This window comes from Chitinophaga varians (genome assembly GCF_014529945.1).
Lineage (GTDB): Bacteria > Bacteroidota > Bacteroidia > Chitinophagales > Chitinophagaceae > Chitinophaga > Chitinophaga varians.
On the sequence record NZ_JACVFB010000003.1, the window covers coordinates 605,686 to 622,946 of the forward strand.

Below are 17,261 nucleotides of genomic sequence, written 5' to 3' on the forward strand. Positions count from 1 at the left end.
AATTGATTAAATTGCTTTCTTATCAGAACCAAAATAATCTCCATGCAAAAAGTAGCGGTTATAGGCGCAGGCACCATGGGTAATGGTATCGCGCACGTATTTGCCCAGAACGGCTATGCGGTAAACCTGATAGATGTATCAGCTGCAGCCCTCGAAAAGGCCATACAAACCATCAGCAAGAATCTCGACAGACAGGTAGCCAAAGGCACTGTTACCGAAGAACAAAAAGCACAGACGCTTGCCAACATCAATCCCCTCGCTTCTATCCCTGACGGCGTAAGAGAAGTGTCGCTCGTAGTGGAAGCAGCGACTGAAAATGTAGCGCTGAAACTGAAAATATTCCAGGACCTCGATCAACACGCCCATCCGGACGCTATTCTGGCTACCAATACTTCCTCCATCTCCATCACCAAAATAGCCGCTGCCACCAAACGGCCGGCAAAAGTAATCGGCATGCACTTCATGAATCCGGTGCCGGTGATGAAACTGGTGGAGATTATCAACGGTTATGCTACGGACAAGAGCATCACCCAGGAAATTGTGGCCCTGTCCGAAAAACTGGGCAAAGTACCGTGTGTGGTGAACGATTATCCCGGTTTTATTGCCAACCGTATCCTCATGCCCATGATCAATGAAGCCATCTACTCCCTCTTTGAAGGCGTGGCCGGCGTGGCGGAAATAGATACCGTGATGAAACTCGGTATGGCGCATCCAATGGGACCGCTGCAACTGGCTGATTTCATCGGGCTGGACGTATGCCTTTCCATCCTCAACGTGCTACATGATGGCTTTGGCAACCCGAAATATGCCCCCTGCCCCCTGCTGGTTAACATGGTCACTGCCGGATACCTCGGCGTGAAAAACGGAGAGGGTTTCTACAAATATACCCCTGGCAGCAAGGACCTCGTGGTAAGCCCGCGGTTTTAATTACGAATTAGGAACTACGAATTACGAATGGAGGGCTTTCTTATAGAAATGTTAATTATTAACCGTTCTATAAGAAAGCCCTCCATTCGTAATTCCTAATTCGTAATTTGTAATGGATTTTGTCCGGTTTTGGACGTTCGGCTTTCGTGTTCGGACAATCTCATCGACCTATTCACTGTGTAACTTATTCATTTTCAACAAATCTATTTCTGGCATATTCTTTATCGTCCTTCGTTATCACCCTAATATTACAACTATGTTGAAACGTTATCGATTCTTCTTAATCACAGCAGCCGTAGTGGCTGGCATGCTGTTATTAAAAAGAGCATGCGTTAAATTGGACACCCCGGAAGCCTCACAATCTCCTTTTCTTTGTTTTGAACTGTTAGCCGATTTTCACCTGACGGGGAAACACCCTACCGTTACTTCACTGCCTTTACCTCAAGTCCGTGAATGTCACGAAGGCGTAAAAGGCACAGCTCTTCGTTCGCCCGGGGCACTCCTATGTCCATAGTACAAAAGAGCTGTAGCTCCTGCGACAGCACCGTACAATTGTTTTGTTTCACCACGATCATCACATCATTCATGATGGTATAATCGAACGTGAGATGATATTTTGATTCTATGTTCTTCTGAATAGCCGGCACCAGTTGCAATACCATGGCAGCGCTCAGCTTATAAGCATTGATCAGCCCCGGAACGCCCAGCAGGGTACCGCCAAAATAACGCACCACCACAATCAGCACATCTGTTACCTGTTTACTGTCTATTTGTCCGAGGATAGGTTTGCCCGCAGAACCGGAAGGCTCTCCGTCATCATTGGCGCGAAACTGCAATCCATCCGTACCTAAGCGGTAAGCATAACAATGGTGGGTAGCTTTGGGATGCTCCTTTTTCACTTCCATCAGACAATCTTTCACCGCTTCAGGGGTCTTCACGGGAAATACGTAAGCCAGAAATTTGCTGCCCCTGTCCTTGAATTCAGCAACAGCGGTTTTATCAATAGTAAAATAAACCTCCATCTATATATTTTAGAAAAACCAGATATTCTTATTTTAACCACAACTATTCACCACGTCGGTAAATGTCGATACGGTCCCCTTCCAGGTGCAGACTTTCCGCTACTATCGCCTGCCGCACGGCTGGTGCCGCCAGTCCATCGGATAGTGTATCCGTCCCCGTTATAACGCGTGCTTCATCCCAGAGGCCTGTTTCCAGAAAACGTTGCAGCACATAAGGACCACCTTCCACCAGTACGCTCTGTATCTGGCGCTGGTAGAGGTGTTGCATCAGTTGAGGCAATAATGGCGTGGTAAAATCGAGCTGTATCATCTCCACGGTTCCTTCCTCCGCTTTTTGCGCTGTGAGGAAGATGGTGGGAATACTGCCATCCCACAGGTGATGGGTACGGGGCACGGCGAGCGTTCTGTCGATCACCAGTCGCACCGGGCTTTTGCCAGGCCACAGCCGGGTATTCAGTTTCGGGTTGTCGAGGATAGCGGTGCGGGTACCTACCAGGATAGCCATCTCTTCGCTGCGCCAGCGGTGTACCAGGCGGTCGCTCCACGGGTTGGAGATACGCACCGGCACCCCGTCGGGGCCGGCCATAAAGCCATTGCGGCTCTGGGCCCATTTGAGGATGATATAAGGTCGCTGCTGCTCATGAAAAGTAAAGAAGCGGCGATTGATAGCCCTGCATTCTTTCTCCAGCACGCCGGTATGTACTTTTACACCGGCTTTTTTCAGCTTTTCGATACCTTTTCCCGCTACCGCAGAGAAAGTGTCCACACAACCGACCACTACTTCCGGGATTTTCTCCGACACGATCAGATCTGCACAGGGCGGCGTTTTACCATGATGTGCACAGGGTTCAAGGCTTACGTACATGGTAGCCCGCTGGACAAGGGGCTTGTCCTCCGCCGTAACGCTGTTGACACAGTTCACCTCCGCATGTGCCTGACCATATTGCCGATGGTAGCCTTCCCCGATGATACGGCCCTGATGCACCAGCACCGCCCCTACCACCGGATTAGGCGCCGCATGGCCGCGACCCATGGCGGCCAGCTCCAGGCACCGCCTCATAAAAATTTCATGGTCTGTGCTATTCATGATACCCTGTTAAGTAATATTTTTGCCAAAATTACGTTTTTAGCCGACGGAAAATGCCAACCACCTCCTGGTTTGTAATTTCCGGCTGATTCTTAAATTATCAAATTTGACAATACAAACAGCCTTTACCTATATCACAGGTGCCATAGGCGATTTATACGATGCGCGCGAAGCGGCCAATATAGCGCATATTGTGCTCGAGCATATAACGGGCATGAATAAACTGGACCGCCTCGTACACAAAGCCAAACTACTGACGCCTGATCAGAATACCCGGCTCAAAAGCGCCATAGAAGCATTGCAACGGATGGAGCCGGTGCAATATGTGACCGGCTCCGGCTGGTTCTACGGCATGGAACTGACCGTTAACCATCATGTGCTGATTCCGCGGCCGGAAACAGAAGAGCTGGTAGCCTGGATCATCGAAGACCTCACGGGCCATCCCCACCCGCACCTGCTGGACATCGGTACCGGCAGCGGTTGTATCCCGCTGGCATTAAAACAGAACATTCCTGCTGCCGTGGTGACCGCCATCGATGTTAGCGAAGAAGCGCTGGCTGTGGCCCGCGAAAATGCAGCTAAGCTGCGCCTGGAAGTGGCGTTCTCCCGCCTCAGCGCGCTCGATGAGCAACAAATGGCTACGCTGCCTGCATTTGACGTGATCGTCAGCAATCCGCCCTACATCACACAAAGCGAACAAGCCACTATGCAGCAACAGGTATGGGGCTTTGAGCCGTCCATCGCGTTGTTCGTACCAGACAACGACGCGCTGCTGTTCTACCGGCATATTGCCCACACCGCGCTACAGAAGCTAAATGCGGGCGGCGCCCTTTACTTCGAGATCAATGAATCGCTGGGGCAGGAAGTCGTGGAATTGCTGCAGTCAATGGGATTCAGGGACGTCATACTCCGGCAGGACATGTTCGGCAAAGACAGGATGGTAAAAGCGCTCACGCAAAGACGCTAAGCAGCAAAGACGCTAAGATGATATAAGCGAACAGAGAAAGCAAAGGATCCCGCAAAGACAGAATGCTAAAAAGCTCACGCAAAGACGCTAAGCAGCAAAGACGCTAAGATGATATAAGCGAACAGAGAAAGCAAAGGATCCCGCAAAGACAGAATGCTAAAAAGCTCTCGCAAAGACGCTAAGCAGCTAAGACGCTAAGATGATATAAGCGAGCAGAGAAAGCAAGGGATCCGGCAAAGACAGAATGGTAAAAAGCTCACGCAAAGACGCTAAGCAGCAAAGACGCTAAGATGATATAAGCGAGCAGAGAAAGCAAAGGAGCGGAGATCAAATGTGATCTCCGCTCCTTTGCTTTCTTATAATCCTTAAAAATTTATTCTTTGCGTCTTTGCTGCTTAGCGCCTTTGCGTGAACGCGAACTATTGTTTAGCCGTTGCCAGCACCACTTTCGCGCCTATCTGTTTGGCCACTTCCATCACATTCACCACATCTTCGATCGGCACTGATTTCTCCGCATTGATCACAATAGTGGGATCTACCTTCTCATTGGCGACAGCCGGGGCCAGCGCTTGTTTGAGGCCTTCAAAAGGCACTTTGGTGGTACCCACGAAGAACTCATGTTTTTCGTTGATGCTCACCACCACCGTTTGTTTGGCTTTGGTATTGCTCTGGGCCTTCGGCAACATCAGCTTGATGACGTTGGGGTTGGCCAGTGTGGAAACAATCAGGAAGAACAGCAGCAGAATGAACAGGATGTCATTCAATGCTGAGTTGTGCATTTCCACATGTTTCTTATTTCTCCTGCGTAAATTCATGAGCGGTGGTTTTTAGCGGGTAGGTTCCTGCAGGATATCCGTAAATTCCGCTGCAGAGGCTTCCATCTTGTTAACAACCTTGTCTATCTGTGCATTCAGGAAACTGTAACCGATAAAGGCCACAATACCGATAATCAGACCCGTGGCGGATGTGATCATCTTCACATAGATACCACCCGCAATGGTACCCAGCGTAATATCTGATGTGATGGAGATATTAAAGAAGGTCTGGATCATACCTGCAATAGTACCCAGAAACCCGAACATCGGCGCAATACCTGCGATGATAGAAAGGATCACCAGATTTTTCTCCATGCGGTAGATCTCCAGTTTGCCCACATTTTCCATTGACTTCTCGATGGACTCGATTGGCTTACCAATACGCTGAAGACCTTTGTCGATCATCCGCGCAATAGGCCCCTGCGTGTTTTTAGCCAGGGAACGGGCACCCATGATATTACCAGTGGTGATCTGATCACGGATCATTGGCATAAAGTTATCTTCCAGACGACCGGCCTTTGCAATGGTCAGATATCTTTCTACAAACACAAATACAGCAATGATGGAGAGGATACCCAGTGGGATCATGAGTACGCCCCCTTTCATGAGCATGTCTATCAGATGTATCTGTTGTGGTGGTGCTGCAGCTGCATTGGCGGCCTGTGCTAAAGAATCGGCCTTCGTAAGCAATGTATCCTGCAATAATGTGATGAGCCCTAGTATCATGTGGATTTTCTTCTATTAACGGTTAAAATAGTAAAATAATTACGAATTATGGATGACGAATGATGAATGGAGGACTTTTTATCGAGAGATTAATCAGTATATGCTCTATAAGGAGGCCCTCCATTCGTAATTCGTAATTCTTAATTCGTAATTTGTAACTGATCAGGCCTTTTCCTCCCAAACTTGTGCCAGATATACAATTGTCTGCACCGCTTTCTGCATATCCTGGATGCTGACGTATTCCTGTTTGCTGTGGAGGGCCATTTCACCGGTAAAAATATTGGGGCACGGCAATCCCATGAACGACAGGCGGGAACCGTCGGTACCGCCACGGATGCTCATTTTCAGCGGCTGCACGCCTGCACGGCGGATCGCTTCCGCGGCATGGGCTGTTACCTCCGGATGCAGGTCCAGCACCTCTTTCATATTACGATATTGTTCGGTGACTTTCAGTCTGGCGCGGGCATCAGGATAACGCTCCAGCACTTTCTCCATCTGGCGACGCAGGAAAGCCTCGTGTGATTCCAGATTAGAGGTCACGAAGTCACGGATAATAAAGTCGATCTCTGTTTTTTCCACGGTGCCGCTTATACGTACCGGATGGATAAATCCGTCCCTGTCGTCTGTTGTTTCAGGAGAAAGGCTGTCTTTCGGCAACGCATCTACGATCTCGCTGGCAATCTTAATAGCGCTCACCAGTTTATCTTTCGCGGAACCAGGATGGGCGCTCACGCCATATACCGTGATACGGGCGCCATCAGCGGAAAAATTCTCATCTTCCAGGGATCCCAGTTCACCGCCATCCATGGTATAGCCAAACTGAGCGGCGAGTTTTTTCATGTCTACCTTTTCCACACCGCGGCCCACTTCTTCATCGGGCGTAAACAGGATACGGATAGCACCATGTTTTATTTCCGGATGTGTCATCAGGAAATGAGCAGCGTCCATAATTTCCGCCACACCGGCTTTATCATCTGCACCCAGTAAAGTAGTACCACTGGCAGTGATGATATCGTCTCCTTTTTTGGAAGCCAGATAAGGATGTTCACGCGGACTGATCACCACGCTGCTATCATCGGGCAATACGATATCTCCGCCATCATAACTACGATGTACAATCGGTTTTACCCCTGTGCCGCTACAGTCAGAAGAAGTGTCCACATGGGAACAGAAACAGATCACCGGCACCTGCTTGTCGGTATTGGCCGGAATAGTGGCATATACGTAACCATGTTCATCCAGTTCCGCATCTGTGATGCCCATCTCGTGTAATTCCTTTACCAGTAAGCGGGACAGGTCTTTCTGCTTTTCAGTGGTCGGAAAGCTGGTGCTCTGCGGATCGGATTGTGTATCTATCTGCGCGTAACGAATAAAACGCGTATCAACAGTGTATGAATAATTTGTAAACATATTGCAAACGTAAGGAAAAAACCGGTGCACCCTTTTGCCGTAAAATATTCTGTTTTACCATCTCTCACAATAGCCCTTTCCGTAAAATATTCTGGTAAAATAGAAAATTTTAATACAAAACACCAATTTTTAAATAGATAACAAAACAAACGTACAATAATAATAGGTTTGCCGGGAATAAAAACCATCCTGTATATGATTACCAATATTCCAGGCTACCCCAGAATAGGCAGCCAGCGAGAACTGAAGAAAGCCTGTGAAAACTACTGGGCAGGTAAAATTTCTCTCGAGAAACTGGAACTAACGGCCAGGCTTCTACGAAAAGAACACTGGGAAACCCTTCATCAGTCGGGCATAGACCTGATACCCTCCAACGATTTTTCTTTTTATGATCAGATGCTCGACATGAGCATAGCGCTGGGAGTAATACCCGAGCGTTTCCAGGAGCTGCGCCGCTCTTTCGCCAACCCCAACTGTCTTGAGCTGTACTTCGCCATGGCAAGGGGTTATCAGAAAAATGGCTTCGATCTTACGGCGGTGGAAATGACCAAGTGGTTTGACACCAACTATCACTATCTGGTACCTGAATTTGATGCCAGTCAGACTTACAGCCTGCAATCACGCAAGGCTGTCCACGAATTCACCGAAGCATTGCACCAGGGCATCCGCACCAAACCGGTACTGATAGGGCCTGTTACTTTCCTTCTCTGTGGTAAAATAAAAACAGCGGGCGTTGCCCGTACAGCGTTATTGCAACAGTTGCTGCCCGCCTATCTGGAGCTGCTGGCCGCCCTCCGCGATGCCGGCGCCGACTGGATACAGTTGGACGAGCCCTGTCTGGTTACTGATCTGGAACCAGCAGATAAAATACTGTATCAACTGGCGTACACCGCTATCCGTGACGCGTTTCCTGACCTGAAGCTGTTGCTCACCACCTATTTCGGCGCGCTGGAAGACAATACAGATCTGGCATTGCAGCTGCCGGTCGATGCGTTGCATATCGATCTGGTTCGTGCACCGGAGCAGCTGGATGCCGTGCTGAATGCCTTGCCCGAAAACAGACAGCTATCCCTGGGAGTAGTGGATGGCCGCAATATCTGGAAAAACGATTACGCCGCGTCGCTGTCGCTGATCAATCGTGCTATACAGGCTATTGGCCGGGACCGCGTGATGCTGGCCACTTCCTGCTCATTGCTGCATGTGCCTTACAACCTTGATGATGAAACTAACTTAAACACAGCTATCAAGCAGTGGATGGCTTTTGCACGGCAGAAGGTGGAAGAAGTCATCTCCCTGAAACAAATTGCTGCCGGAGACCCCGCGCTGCTGGCTGCCAACCAACAGGTAATGGAACAGCGTAAAACGGCGCCCGGCATTCATATCCCCGCTGTAAAAGCGCGCCTGGAAAGCGTTACGGCTAACGACTTTGCCCGTGAACATAGTTTTGCCGAACGCCAGCCGCTGCAACAGGCTAAACTGCAACTGCCGCTGTTGCCCACTACCACTATTGGTTCGTTCCCGCAAACGGTAGAAATACGGCAACTGCGCTCCAATCTCAAAAAGGGACACATCACAGCAGAACAATACGATCAGGACATCAGCGCCGCCATCCGTGAGGCTATCTCCCGGCAGGAATCACTCGGCCTCGATGTACTGGTGCATGGCGAGTTTGAGCGCAATGACATGGTAGAATATTTCGGAGAACAACTGGAAGGTTTTGCTTTCACGCAAAACGGCTGGGTACAGAGTTACGGTTCCCGCTGTGTGAAGCCACCTGTTATTTACGGCGACGTATGGCGCCCGCAGCCGATGACGGTGGCCTGGAGCCAGTTTGCACAGTCGCTCACCAGCAAACCTGTTAAAGGAATGCTCACCGGTCCGGTCACCATCTTACAATGGTCTTTTGTCAGGAACGACCAACCACGTATGGACACTGCCTTCCAGATAGCACTGGCGATACGGGACGAAGTAAAAGACCTGGAAGATGCCGGTATTACGGTTATTCAGGTAGATGAACCGGCACTCCGCGAAGGGCTGCCCCTGCGTAAAAGCCGCCAGGACGCATACCTCCGGCAGGCCGTCGACGCCTTCCGACTGTCGGTAGCACCTGTGCAGGACACCACGCAGATACATACGCATATGTGTTATGCCGAATTCAATGACATCATTGCACACATTGCTGCCATGGATGCGGACGTGATCACCATTGAAACCTCGCGTTCCCAGATGGAATTGTTGGAAGCCTTTGCCCGCTTCAGTTATCCGAATGAGACAGGCCCGGGTGTATACGATATCCACTCTCCCCGCGTGCCGGGCGTAGCAGAGATGGGCAAACTGCTGCACAGAGCAGCTACATTGCTGCCGGTACGCAATCTCTGGGTAAACCCCGACTGTGGCCTTAAAACAAGGAAATGGCCGGAAACGGAAATGTCGCTGCGCAATATGGTACAGGCAGCCCGTGAAGTACGGAAGCAGCTGGCGTGATTCCATTACTGCAGCATTTCGTACATTTGGTACATGCTGAAACATGAAATCGTCTCCTGCCCCCGCTGCAACCGGACTTTTGAATGCCGGGTCAACAGTATTCATCGCTGTCAGTGCAGCGGGGTGCCACTCACCCTGGAAGAACGTTTCAGAATAAGCGAAAAATATCAGGGCTGCCTCTGTGAAAATTGTTTACAAGAACTGAAAGCTGTATTGGAAAAACAGCCCGACGCTCCGCTATAACTCAAACCATGGCATACGAAGAACAGATCGAGAAATCCGTTACCCGAATTTTCAAAGCGGTATTTCCTAACACGGTAAACCATTACGACACGCTTTTCGGCGGCACCGCCATGCATCTGATGGACGAAGTGGCCTTTATCACCGCTACCCGTTTCACGAAAATGCGCACCGTTACCGTATCATCAGACAGAATCGATTTCAAAAAACCTATCCCGCACGGTACCATCATTGAATTGGTAGGCACCGTCATTCATGTGGGTAACACCAGCCTGAAAGTAAGAGTGGATATCTATGTGGAGCAGATGTATCTCGATCACCGGGAACATGCGATCAGCGGTATTTTCACCTTTGTGGCGATAGATGAAAATAAAAAGCCGATACCTATAAAAGTACCGGCTTAAAAATTTATCCATTTGGTCATTTTAATATTTAAATATTAAAATGACCAAATAACCCAATATCTTAAACGATTTCCACCAGTTCCAGATCGAACACCAGATCCTGACCAGCCAGCGGGTGGTTAGCATCCAGGGTGATGAACTCAGAACCAACAGCAGCTACTCTCACCTGGAATACATGGCCTTCAGGATTGCTCATCTGCAGTTCCATGCCCACTTCTGGGTTCAAATCAGGAGGAATATTTGCTTTAGGGAATTCCATGATCATTTCATCATTCTTTGGACCATATGCCTGATCAACAGGGATATGGATTGTCTTCTTATCGCCCGGCTTCATATCCAGTACGCCGTTCTCAAAGCCTTTGATCACCATGTGTGCGCCTACTTTGAACTCCAGCGGTGCTCTGCCCTCTGAGGAATCAAACATGGTCCCATCAGTTAAACGGCCCTGGTAGTGCACTTTCACAGTATCCCCGTTTTTAACAGCTTGCATAAATTAGTTGTTTAAGTGAATAATAGCCGCAAGATACTAAAACAGACTATATCTCCTCATTTTTTCTCACTGCCATACCGGTTTTGCCGTATCTTACCACTATGAACCGTCTATTAATCATCTGCACGCTTTTATGCAGCCTGTTCACCTCCGCACAGGCACAGTATGCCTCCCATGTGATACCGGGAGCAGCACAAACCAGCCAGTACCTTCCACAGCTGAAAAACAAGCGGGTGGCCCTGTTGGTAAATCAAACCGCCACTATTGGCGACACTCATCTGGTAGATACCCTGCTGAAATTGCAGGTACATATCACGAAAATCTTTAGCCCGGAACACGGCTTCCGCGGCCAGGCCGATGCCGGTGAGAAAGTAGGGAACAGCACCGATAAAAATACAGGACTGCCTGTAGTATCGTTGTATGGCCAACACCGCAAAGCCACTGCAGCAGACCTTCAGGACGTTGACGTGCTCATCTTCGATGTACAGGATGTGGGCGCTCGCTTCTATACCTACATCTCCTCCCTGCAGGAGCTGATGGAGTCTGCCGCAGAAAACAATAAACCTGTTATTGTGCTTGACAGGCCCAATCCCAATGGCGACTATGTAGACGGGCCCATACTGGACACCGCCTTCCGCTCTTTTGTAGGCATGCAGCCCATCCCCATTGTACACGGCATGACCGTAGGTGAATACGCGCAAATGCTCAATGGCGAAGGCTGGCTCAGCAAAGGCGTCAAAGCCCGGTTGACCGTTATCCCCTGCGAAAACTACACCCACCACACCTATTACCGCCTGCCTGTTGCCCCGTCTCCCAATCTGCCCGATATGGCAGCTGTGAATCTTTACACCTCGCTTTGTTTCTTTGAAGGTACGCCCATCAGCCTGGGACGCGGTACCGACAAGCCTTTTCAGCTGTTTGGCTCACCGCTGTTTCCGAAGAAAGGATTTTCCTTTACGCCCCGCAGCGTGGCCGGCGCTAAAAATCCACCGCTGAAAGACCAGCTGTGTTATGGATTTGACCTCAGCAAAGCACCGGAAGCCACACCAGCGAAAGGCCGTAAAATAGCGCTGAAATGGCTGTTACAGGCGTATGCCCTGTATCCGCAGAAAGATAAATTTTTCAATGCCTTCTTTAATAAACTGGCGGGCAATGCACAATTACAGCAGCAGATCAAAAGCGGTGTATCAGAAGCGGATATCCGCAAGAGCTGGGAACCCGGGCTGCGGCAGTTTAAAGCCATCCGCGCAAAATACCTGCTGTACGAGGAATAATTCATTTACTTTTGCGTCATATGGACAAACAGCTTCGCATCGTTTTTATGGGGACGCCTGATTTTGCAGTAGCATCCCTCGATATACTGGTAGAGAACGGATTTAATATCGTTGGCGTGATCACGGCGCCCGACAAGCCTGCCGGCAGAGGCCTGCAGTTACAGGAGAGTGCCGTTAAAAAATATGCTGTCAGCAAAGGTTTACCGGTATTACAGCCGGAGAAGCTGAAAAACCCTGCATTCATTGCACAGCTGACCGCCCTGCAGGCAGACCTACAGGTGGTGGTAGCCTTCCGCATGCTGCCGGAAATTGTCTGGAATATGCCTCCCGAAGGCACCATCAACGTACATGCTTCGCTGTTACCCAACTACCGCGGAGCTGCGCCGATCAACTGGGCGATCATCAACGGAGAAAAAGAGTCCGGTGTGACCACCTTCAAACTGCAACATGAAATTGATACCGGCGATATTTTGCTCGCAGATAAAGTAGTGATCCGTGATGATGAAACAGCGGGTGAGCTTCACGATGAGCTGATGCATACCGGCGCGCGCCTGCTGTTGAAAACAGTACAGTCCATCGCTGCCGGCACCGCACAGGAAACGCCACAGGCTAATATTGCCGCCGCGGACATCAAACACGCACCCAAGATCTTCAAGGAAACCTGTCAGATCAACTGGCAGGACCCACTGGATAAAATATACAATCTCGTGAGAGGGCTCAGCCCCTATCCTGCCGCCTGGACTACGCTTCAGGATAAAAATATCAAGATATACAAAGCACATAAAGAACAGGGCAAGCCGTCCATCGCTCCCGGTGAATTCGATACAGACCAGAAAACGTATGTGCGGATCGCAGCAACGGATGGTTACCTTTATCTGGATGAAGTACAGCTGGAAGGCAAGAAACGCATGGATATCGCCGCTTTTCTGCGGGGCTATCGATTCTAGTCACGCAAAGACGCAAAGCAGCAAAGAGCGCAAAGGTTATATAAGCGAACAAAGAAACAAAGGAGCGAAGATCATGGTGATCTTCGCTCCTTTGTTTTCATATTTAAAACTTAAAATAATCTTTGCGCTCTTTGCTGCTTAGCGCCTTTGCGAGAATTAATTATCGTAGCTCAGTTCGCAATAGAAGCGCGCGTCGGTGGTGCCCAGCGCCTGCATAGCGCCATCGCTCAGTTTCACGATAAGGCCGGCGTTGGATTTCATCTGCGGGATAACGTCCAGCACCTTCGCGTAGATCGCTTTACCATTCAGCGGGTTGGTTACTTTGATAATAGTACCACGGGCCGCGGAGTTGTGCAGTGCGTAGTATTTGCCTACCGCATTGCTCTTAAACCAGGTACCGGGGCCTTTCTCCGTTGTTGCTTTTTTACCGCCGCTGGTCTGTTGCTCATACAGTTTTTCGAAGTCGCCATTAGCCACTACCGGAGCTGCCGGTTTAGGAGCCGGGGCCGGGGCTGTTTCCGGAGCGTCTGTCACCGGGCGGGCTTCGGTTTCTTTCTTCACTTCTTTACGGGGCGCTTCTGTAGCAGGAGGTGTTGCGGGTTCTGCCGGAGGAGCTTGTTCCTTCGGTTCGTTTTTCACCACTTCCTTGCGTGGCGCCGGTGCTGGCGCGGAGGCTGTAGCGCCGCTACCACCTTTCAGGTAGCCTACAATGATGTAACCGTCTTTTTTCAGACCATCGCCCTGGAAGTTGTTCCATTGACGGATGTTGTCCAGGGGTACTTTGTTGTGGTTAACACTCACGCGGTACAAAGTTTCCTTTTCGGTCACTTTGTGATACACCGGTGTTCCGCTGGCATCCGCTTTCTGGGAGAAATTGGAAGCTGTCAGCGGGATATGCAGCATATGTCCTAACTGCAAACCCTGATCCATCGTTATCTTGTTGGCGGCAGCAATTTCTTTGGGGGGCACGCCATAAGCACGGCTGAGGCTATAGAAGTTCTCTCCTTTTTTAACAACGTGAGAGATGTAAAGAGCCGGTGTGGTACCCTGTACCAGCAGTGTGTCCTGCGCTTTTACCACTCCTGCACTTAAACCAAACAAGGCAATTGATAGAATCGATTTTACCATACTAACTCTTTTTATGATTGAATGACCGTCCTTTTTCGGGCAACGAATATATGCGATAAAATTGACAAAAATATTTAATAAAACAAACGAAAAAATGTGCTTTTTGTTGTTTGTCATGATGTGACGCATTTGATCGCAACACACCTGCAAACACTTGTTGGCAGCCTATTTCACAAATATGTAACAGCGGGAACAAATAGCGCAGGCATTTTTTACAGCCCGCTGATATCTTTCAAAATACGGAGTTCTTTAGGATAATAATTATTCATGCGGTTGGGCAGTATTTTGGCCCATCCCAGGGGCATCTGACCGTAACGCATCAACGCCCAGCCTCTGACAGGTGTATCGATGCCCGGATCTTCCTTGCGGAGGTATTGCAACGCCGCTTTGAGGTCCAGGTCTACTACCGGCACTTCAGCCGCCACCAGTGGGCTCATCGCCAGCTGATGATCGGGGATTAATTCTTTCTTTCCCGGCTGGCCGGCTTTAACGCCCGCTTTGCGAATATACAACTGTTGTTGCAAGAATGCGATTTCTGTTGCCACCAATGGTGATAAAATCAATATTTCATCCTGATGGGGCAGGTAACTATAGCCATCGGGCAACTGTATCCAGGAAGATAATAACTCCCGTTCTTTGGCGTTGACAACGCCCAATTTCGTCTCTTTACGTTTCGCCGCGTGGGCCATGTCCCGCTTGCGGAAACAGCTGATAAAAAAGCCTTCTCCCTTAAGACGGTTAGGATAAAAACGATAACCGGTACAATTTCGTGTATCCGTTACCGTTGGTATTATCTGCCATTCGTCCGGCACGTTCAGCGGAATATTTTCCAGTTCAAAATGGTCCGCCAGCCACTCCAGAATCATTTCATCTTCTTCTTTTGAGAAAGAACAGGTAGAATAAATGAGTATACCATCTTCCTTCAGCGCAGGCAACACATCAGCCAAAATCCGCTGTTGGCGCTGGCTGCAGAGCGCCACATTTTCCGGGGACCATTCCAGTATCAGCTCCGGATCGCGGCGGAAAAGACCGGAGCCCGAACAGGGAGCATCAATCACGATCAAATCAAAATACCCGGGCATACGGCTGAAATCACGCGGATCATTATTGCTCACGACCACATTGGCAGCCCCCCACTTACTGAGATTATCCGCCAGCAAAGCAGCCCTTGGCTTGATCACCTCATTGGCCACCAGCATACTTTGCTCATTGAGCAACGATTGTAACAAGGTAGACTTACCTCCCGGCGCCGCACAGAGGTCCAATACCTTCAGCGGCTGGCTGAGATCTACCGTTGACCGCACAGCATGTTCGAGGAACATGGAAGAGGCCTCCTGCACATAATACGCGCCTGCATGAAAGTAAGGATCGAAGGTAAAAGAAGGCCGTTGGGGCAGGTAATACCCGGCGGAACTCCAGGGTATCTGTGTAGCGTCACTGGCCGACAAGGCAGACAGGATATTTTCCCGCGTTCCCGCAGTACGTACTTTCAGTGGATTAAATCTCAGGGAAGTGATTTTCTCTGCGGCGGCATGCACCTGCTCAAACGGCGCCCGGTCAAAACCGGGAAGACCTTCCAGAGAAGCAATCAGTGCTGCGGGTAATTGATTGGACAATGCTCTTTTTCCGCAAAAATACGAAGGTTCATGGTTCTCGCAAAGGCACAAAGCAGCAAAGAGCGCAAAGATTATTTTAAGTCTTAAATAAGAAAGCAAAGGAGCGAAGATCACACTTTATCTCCGCTCCTTTGCTTTCTCTGCTCGCTGATAGCCTTTGCGCTCTTTGCTGCTTTGCGCCTCTGCGAGCACTATACTTGCTTGATTTCTGCCACCAGCTGCTGCAATACCTGTTTCGCATCACCAAACAGCATGGATGTTTTTGGTTGAAAAAACAACTCATTTTCGATGCCTGCATAACCAGGCTTCATACTACGTTTATTCACGATTACCAGTTTCGCGTTTTCCACTTCCAGAATGGGCATTCCGTAAATGGGGCTGGCAGGATCGTTTTTAGCGGCCGGGTTCACCACATCATTGGCCCCCAGTACCAGTACTGCATCGGTAGTAGGCATTTCAGCGTTGGCATCTTCCATCTCCAGCAATTTCTCATAGGGCACATCGGCCTCCGCCAACAACACGTTCATATGACCGGGCATACGGCCCGCCACCGGATGGATCGCATATTTCACTTCCACCCCTTTATCTTCCAGTAGTTTTTCCAGTTCATGACAGGCATGTTGCGCCTGTGCTACCGCAAGGCCATAACCCGGGACGATCATCACTTTGCTGGCATAGGCCATCACCACGGCCGCATCAGACAAACTGATTTCCTTATAGCTGCCCTGTTCCCCGCCTCCTGCCGCTGCAGCTGCGCTACCGCCACCAAAAGAACCAATCAGCACATTTTTCAGGGAGCGGTTCATCGCCTGGCACATCAGGATAGTCAGGATAGTGCCCGCAGATCCTACCAGGATACCACCGGTGAGCATCACCGGGTTGTTGTACAGGAAACCACCACAGGCGGCCGCCACACCGGTAAATGAGTTGAGCAGGGATATTACCACGGGCATATCTGCGCCGCCGATCGGTAATACGAACAGGATACCATATATCAGCGCACAGGCCAGTACGAGGTAGAACAATAACTGAAAGCTAAGCAGGGAATGTGTAGCATTGATTTCTGCGGCAGCTTCCACGCGTCCGTTGACGGTCCAGATCAATACCACTGCGCCAATAAGCACCACTGCCATTACCACCAGGTTCACGATATGCTGGCCTTTAAAAGCAAAGTCTTTGATACGGCCATTCAGTTTTCCCCATGCAATCACGCTGCCGGCGAAAGAAACGGCGCCAATGATCAGGCCGAGGAGAATGATCAGCAAATGCCCGCGAAGGTCGTGTTGCAGCGCTCCAGCCGCGGCCGCCCATATCTCCCCGATCGCGCGGCCTAATGACCCGTCGTCAGAAATCCGGATATTGATGTTAAAACCGGGATGCAGCAGATGATCAAATTCCACGATCGATATCAGGGCCGCGCAGGCGCCTCCCATACCGTTGAACATGCTCACCATTTCAGGCATGGCCGTCATCTTGACTTTTTTCGCCGCCATGACGCCAATGACGCTGCCTATTAAAAGGCCGGCAGCGATCCAGCCGTAGTTATGCAGATGTTTTCCTTCAGATTTATAGAGGAAGATAGTGCCCACAATGGCGAGCGCCATACCGGCTGCGGCCACCAGATTGCCTTTGCGGGCGGTATCCGGTTTACTGAGCATTTTCAGGCCAAGGATAAACGTAACAGAGCCGATCAGGTAGATGATGGATAGTACACTGAGTCCCAT

The 17,261-nt window shown here is 49.9% G+C and carries 16 protein-coding genes; 7 read left to right on the forward strand and 9 right to left on the reverse strand.

All coding sequences use genetic code 11. From position 1 onward, the window contains the following. The first annotated feature begins 42 nt into the window (after window positions 1-42). Window positions 43-927 carry a 3-hydroxyacyl-CoA dehydrogenase family protein gene (locus ICL55_RS16855; RefSeq protein ID WP_188099335.1) on the forward strand — a complete coding sequence of 295 codons (885 nt, stop codon included), beginning with the start codon at window positions 43-45 and terminating at the stop codon, window positions 925-927. Between the two features lie 422 nt (window positions 928-1,349). Here the strand turns inward: ICL55_RS16855 and ICL55_RS16860 are convergent, their stop codons facing one another. Both ICL55_RS16860 and ribD read right to left on the reverse strand, forming a co-directional pair. Next, window positions 1,350-1,949 carry an IMPACT family protein gene (locus ICL55_RS16860; protein ID WP_188099337.1) on the reverse strand — a complete coding sequence of 200 codons (600 nt, stop codon included), beginning with the start codon at window positions 1,947-1,949 and terminating at the stop codon, window positions 1,350-1,352. A gap of 43 nt (window positions 1,950-1,992) precedes the next feature. Continuing rightward, entirely contained in the window at window positions 1,993-3,036 is a 1,044-nt protein-coding gene (gene ribD, locus ICL55_RS16865) for a bifunctional diaminohydroxyphosphoribosylaminopyrimidine deaminase/5-amino-6-(5-phosphoribosylamino)uracil reductase RibD (RefSeq protein WP_188099339.1), read from the reverse strand. 106 nt (window positions 3,037-3,142) lie between these two features. Here ribD and prmC point away from each other — a divergent pair, with 106 nt between their 5' ends. Further along, entirely contained in the window at window positions 3,143-4,003 is an 861-nt protein-coding gene (prmC, locus tag ICL55_RS16870; RefSeq protein WP_188099341.1) for a peptide chain release factor N(5)-glutamine methyltransferase, read from the forward strand. 419 nt (window positions 4,004-4,422) lie between these two features. Here prmC and ICL55_RS16875 read toward each other — a convergent pair whose 3' ends face one another. From ICL55_RS16875 to pepT, 3 genes are all read right to left on the reverse strand, one after another. Further along, a complete protein-coding gene (locus tag ICL55_RS16875; protein ID WP_078667353.1) occupies window positions 4,423-4,818 on the reverse strand; it encodes an ExbD/TolR family protein in 396 nt (131 codons plus the stop codon). A gap of 12 nt (window positions 4,819-4,830) precedes the next feature. Next, window positions 4,831-5,544, reverse strand: a complete 714-nt coding sequence (locus tag ICL55_RS16880; protein ID WP_188099343.1) for a MotA/TolQ/ExbB proton channel family protein — start codon at window positions 5,542-5,544, stop codon at window positions 4,831-4,833. 162 nt (window positions 5,545-5,706) lie between these two features. Further along, window positions 5,707-6,954: a peptidase T gene (gene pepT, locus ICL55_RS16885; RefSeq protein WP_188099345.1), complete on the reverse strand. Its 1,248-nt coding sequence runs from the start codon at window positions 6,952-6,954 to the stop codon at window positions 5,707-5,709. 195 nt (window positions 6,955-7,149) lie between these two features. Here pepT and metE point away from each other — a divergent pair, with 195 nt between their 5' ends. From metE to ICL55_RS16900, 3 genes are read left to right on the forward strand one after another with little or no spacing between them, the layout of a single operon-like run. After that, entirely contained in the window at window positions 7,150-9,438 is a 2,289-nt protein-coding gene (gene metE, locus ICL55_RS16890) for a 5-methyltetrahydropteroyltriglutamate--homocysteine S-methyltransferase (RefSeq protein ID WP_188099347.1), read from the forward strand. Between the two features lie 33 nt (window positions 9,439-9,471). Next, on the forward strand, window positions 9,472-9,681 hold the full coding sequence (locus tag ICL55_RS16895) for a cysteine-rich CWC family protein (RefSeq protein WP_188099350.1): 210 nt from the start codon (window positions 9,472-9,474) through the stop codon (window positions 9,679-9,681). A gap of 8 nt (window positions 9,682-9,689) precedes the next feature. Further along, window positions 9,690-10,082, forward strand: coding sequence for an acyl-CoA thioesterase (locus tag ICL55_RS16900; RefSeq protein WP_188099352.1), 393 nt, complete (start codon window positions 9,690-9,692; stop codon window positions 10,080-10,082). Between the two features lie 61 nt (window positions 10,083-10,143). On the opposite strand, the gene ICL55_RS16905 is transcribed toward ICL55_RS16900, so the two are convergent. Further along, window positions 10,144-10,572, reverse strand: coding sequence for an FKBP-type peptidyl-prolyl cis-trans isomerase (locus ICL55_RS16905; RefSeq protein WP_188099354.1), 429 nt, complete (start codon window positions 10,570-10,572; stop codon window positions 10,144-10,146). Between the two features lie 101 nt (window positions 10,573-10,673). Between ICL55_RS16905 and ICL55_RS16910 the strand changes: the two genes are divergently transcribed. Together ICL55_RS16910 and fmt are read left to right on the forward strand one after the other, a co-directional pair. Continuing rightward, window positions 10,674-11,846 carry an exo-beta-N-acetylmuramidase NamZ family protein gene (locus ICL55_RS16910; protein WP_188099356.1) on the forward strand — a complete coding sequence of 391 codons (1,173 nt, stop codon included), beginning with the start codon at window positions 10,674-10,676 and terminating at the stop codon, window positions 11,844-11,846. A gap of 20 nt (window positions 11,847-11,866) precedes the next feature. Next, entirely contained in the window at window positions 11,867-12,793 is a 927-nt protein-coding gene (fmt, locus tag ICL55_RS16915) for a methionyl-tRNA formyltransferase (RefSeq protein ID WP_246496408.1), read from the forward strand. 156 nt (window positions 12,794-12,949) lie between these two features. Here the strand turns inward: fmt and ICL55_RS16920 are convergent, their stop codons facing one another. The 3 genes from ICL55_RS16920 to ICL55_RS16930 form a co-directional block, all read right to left on the reverse strand. After that, window positions 12,950-13,921: a DPBB and LysM peptidoglycan-binding domain-containing protein gene (locus ICL55_RS16920; protein WP_188099358.1), complete on the reverse strand. Its 972-nt coding sequence runs from the start codon at window positions 13,919-13,921 to the stop codon at window positions 12,950-12,952. A 212-nt stretch (window positions 13,922-14,133) separates the two neighbouring features. Next, on the reverse strand, window positions 14,134-15,537 hold the full coding sequence (locus tag ICL55_RS16925; RefSeq protein ID WP_188099360.1) for a methyltransferase RsmF C-terminal domain-like protein: 1,404 nt from the start codon (window positions 15,535-15,537) through the stop codon (window positions 14,134-14,136). 191 nt (window positions 15,538-15,728) lie between these two features. After that, window positions 15,729-17,261: an NAD(P)(+) transhydrogenase (Re/Si-specific) subunit beta gene (locus ICL55_RS16930; protein ID WP_188099362.1), complete on the reverse strand. Its 1,533-nt coding sequence runs from the start codon at window positions 17,259-17,261 to the stop codon at window positions 15,729-15,731.

Excerpts from the sequence above, each read along its gene's own strand:
- ICL55_RS16855 (WP_188099335.1), top strand. The coding sequence starts at position 43 with ATGCAAAAAGTAGCGGTTATAGGCGCAGGCACCATGGGTAATGGTATC.
- ICL55_RS16860 (WP_188099337.1), bottom strand. The coding sequence starts at position 1,949 with ATGGAGGTTTATTTTACTATTGATAAAACCGCTGTTGCTGAATTCAAG.
- ribD (WP_188099339.1), bottom strand. The coding sequence starts at position 3,036 with ATGAATAGCACAGACCATGAAATTTTTATGAGGCGGTGCCTGGAGCTG.
- ICL55_RS16875 (WP_078667353.1), bottom strand. The coding sequence starts at position 4,818 with ATGAATTTACGCAGGAGAAATAAGAAACATGTGGAAATGCACAACTCA.
- ICL55_RS16880 (WP_188099343.1), bottom strand. The coding sequence starts at position 5,544 with ATGATACTAGGGCTCATCACATTATTGCAGGATACATTGCTTACGAAG.
- pepT (WP_188099345.1), bottom strand. The coding sequence starts at position 6,954 with ATGTTTACAAATTATTCATACACTGTTGATACGCGTTTTATTCGTTAC.
- metE (WP_188099347.1), top strand. The coding sequence starts at position 7,150 with ATGATTACCAATATTCCAGGCTACCCCAGAATAGGCAGCCAGCGAGAA.
- ICL55_RS16895 (WP_188099350.1), top strand. The coding sequence starts at position 9,472 with ATGCTGAAACATGAAATCGTCTCCTGCCCCCGCTGCAACCGGACTTTT.
- ICL55_RS16900 (WP_188099352.1), top strand. The coding sequence starts at position 9,690 with ATGGCATACGAAGAACAGATCGAGAAATCCGTTACCCGAATTTTCAAA.
- ICL55_RS16905 (WP_188099354.1), bottom strand. The coding sequence starts at position 10,572 with ATGCAAGCTGTTAAAAACGGGGATACTGTGAAAGTGCACTACCAGGGC.
- ICL55_RS16910 (WP_188099356.1), top strand. The coding sequence starts at position 10,674 with ATGAACCGTCTATTAATCATCTGCACGCTTTTATGCAGCCTGTTCACC.
- fmt (WP_246496408.1), top strand. The coding sequence starts at position 11,867 with ATGGACAAACAGCTTCGCATCGTTTTTATGGGGACGCCTGATTTTGCA.
- ICL55_RS16920 (WP_188099358.1), bottom strand. The coding sequence starts at position 13,921 with ATGGTAAAATCGATTCTATCAATTGCCTTGTTTGGTTTAAGTGCAGGA.
- ICL55_RS16930 (WP_188099362.1), bottom strand. The coding sequence starts at position 17,261 with ATGGGACTCAGTGTACTATCCATCATCTACCTGATCGGCTCTGTTACG.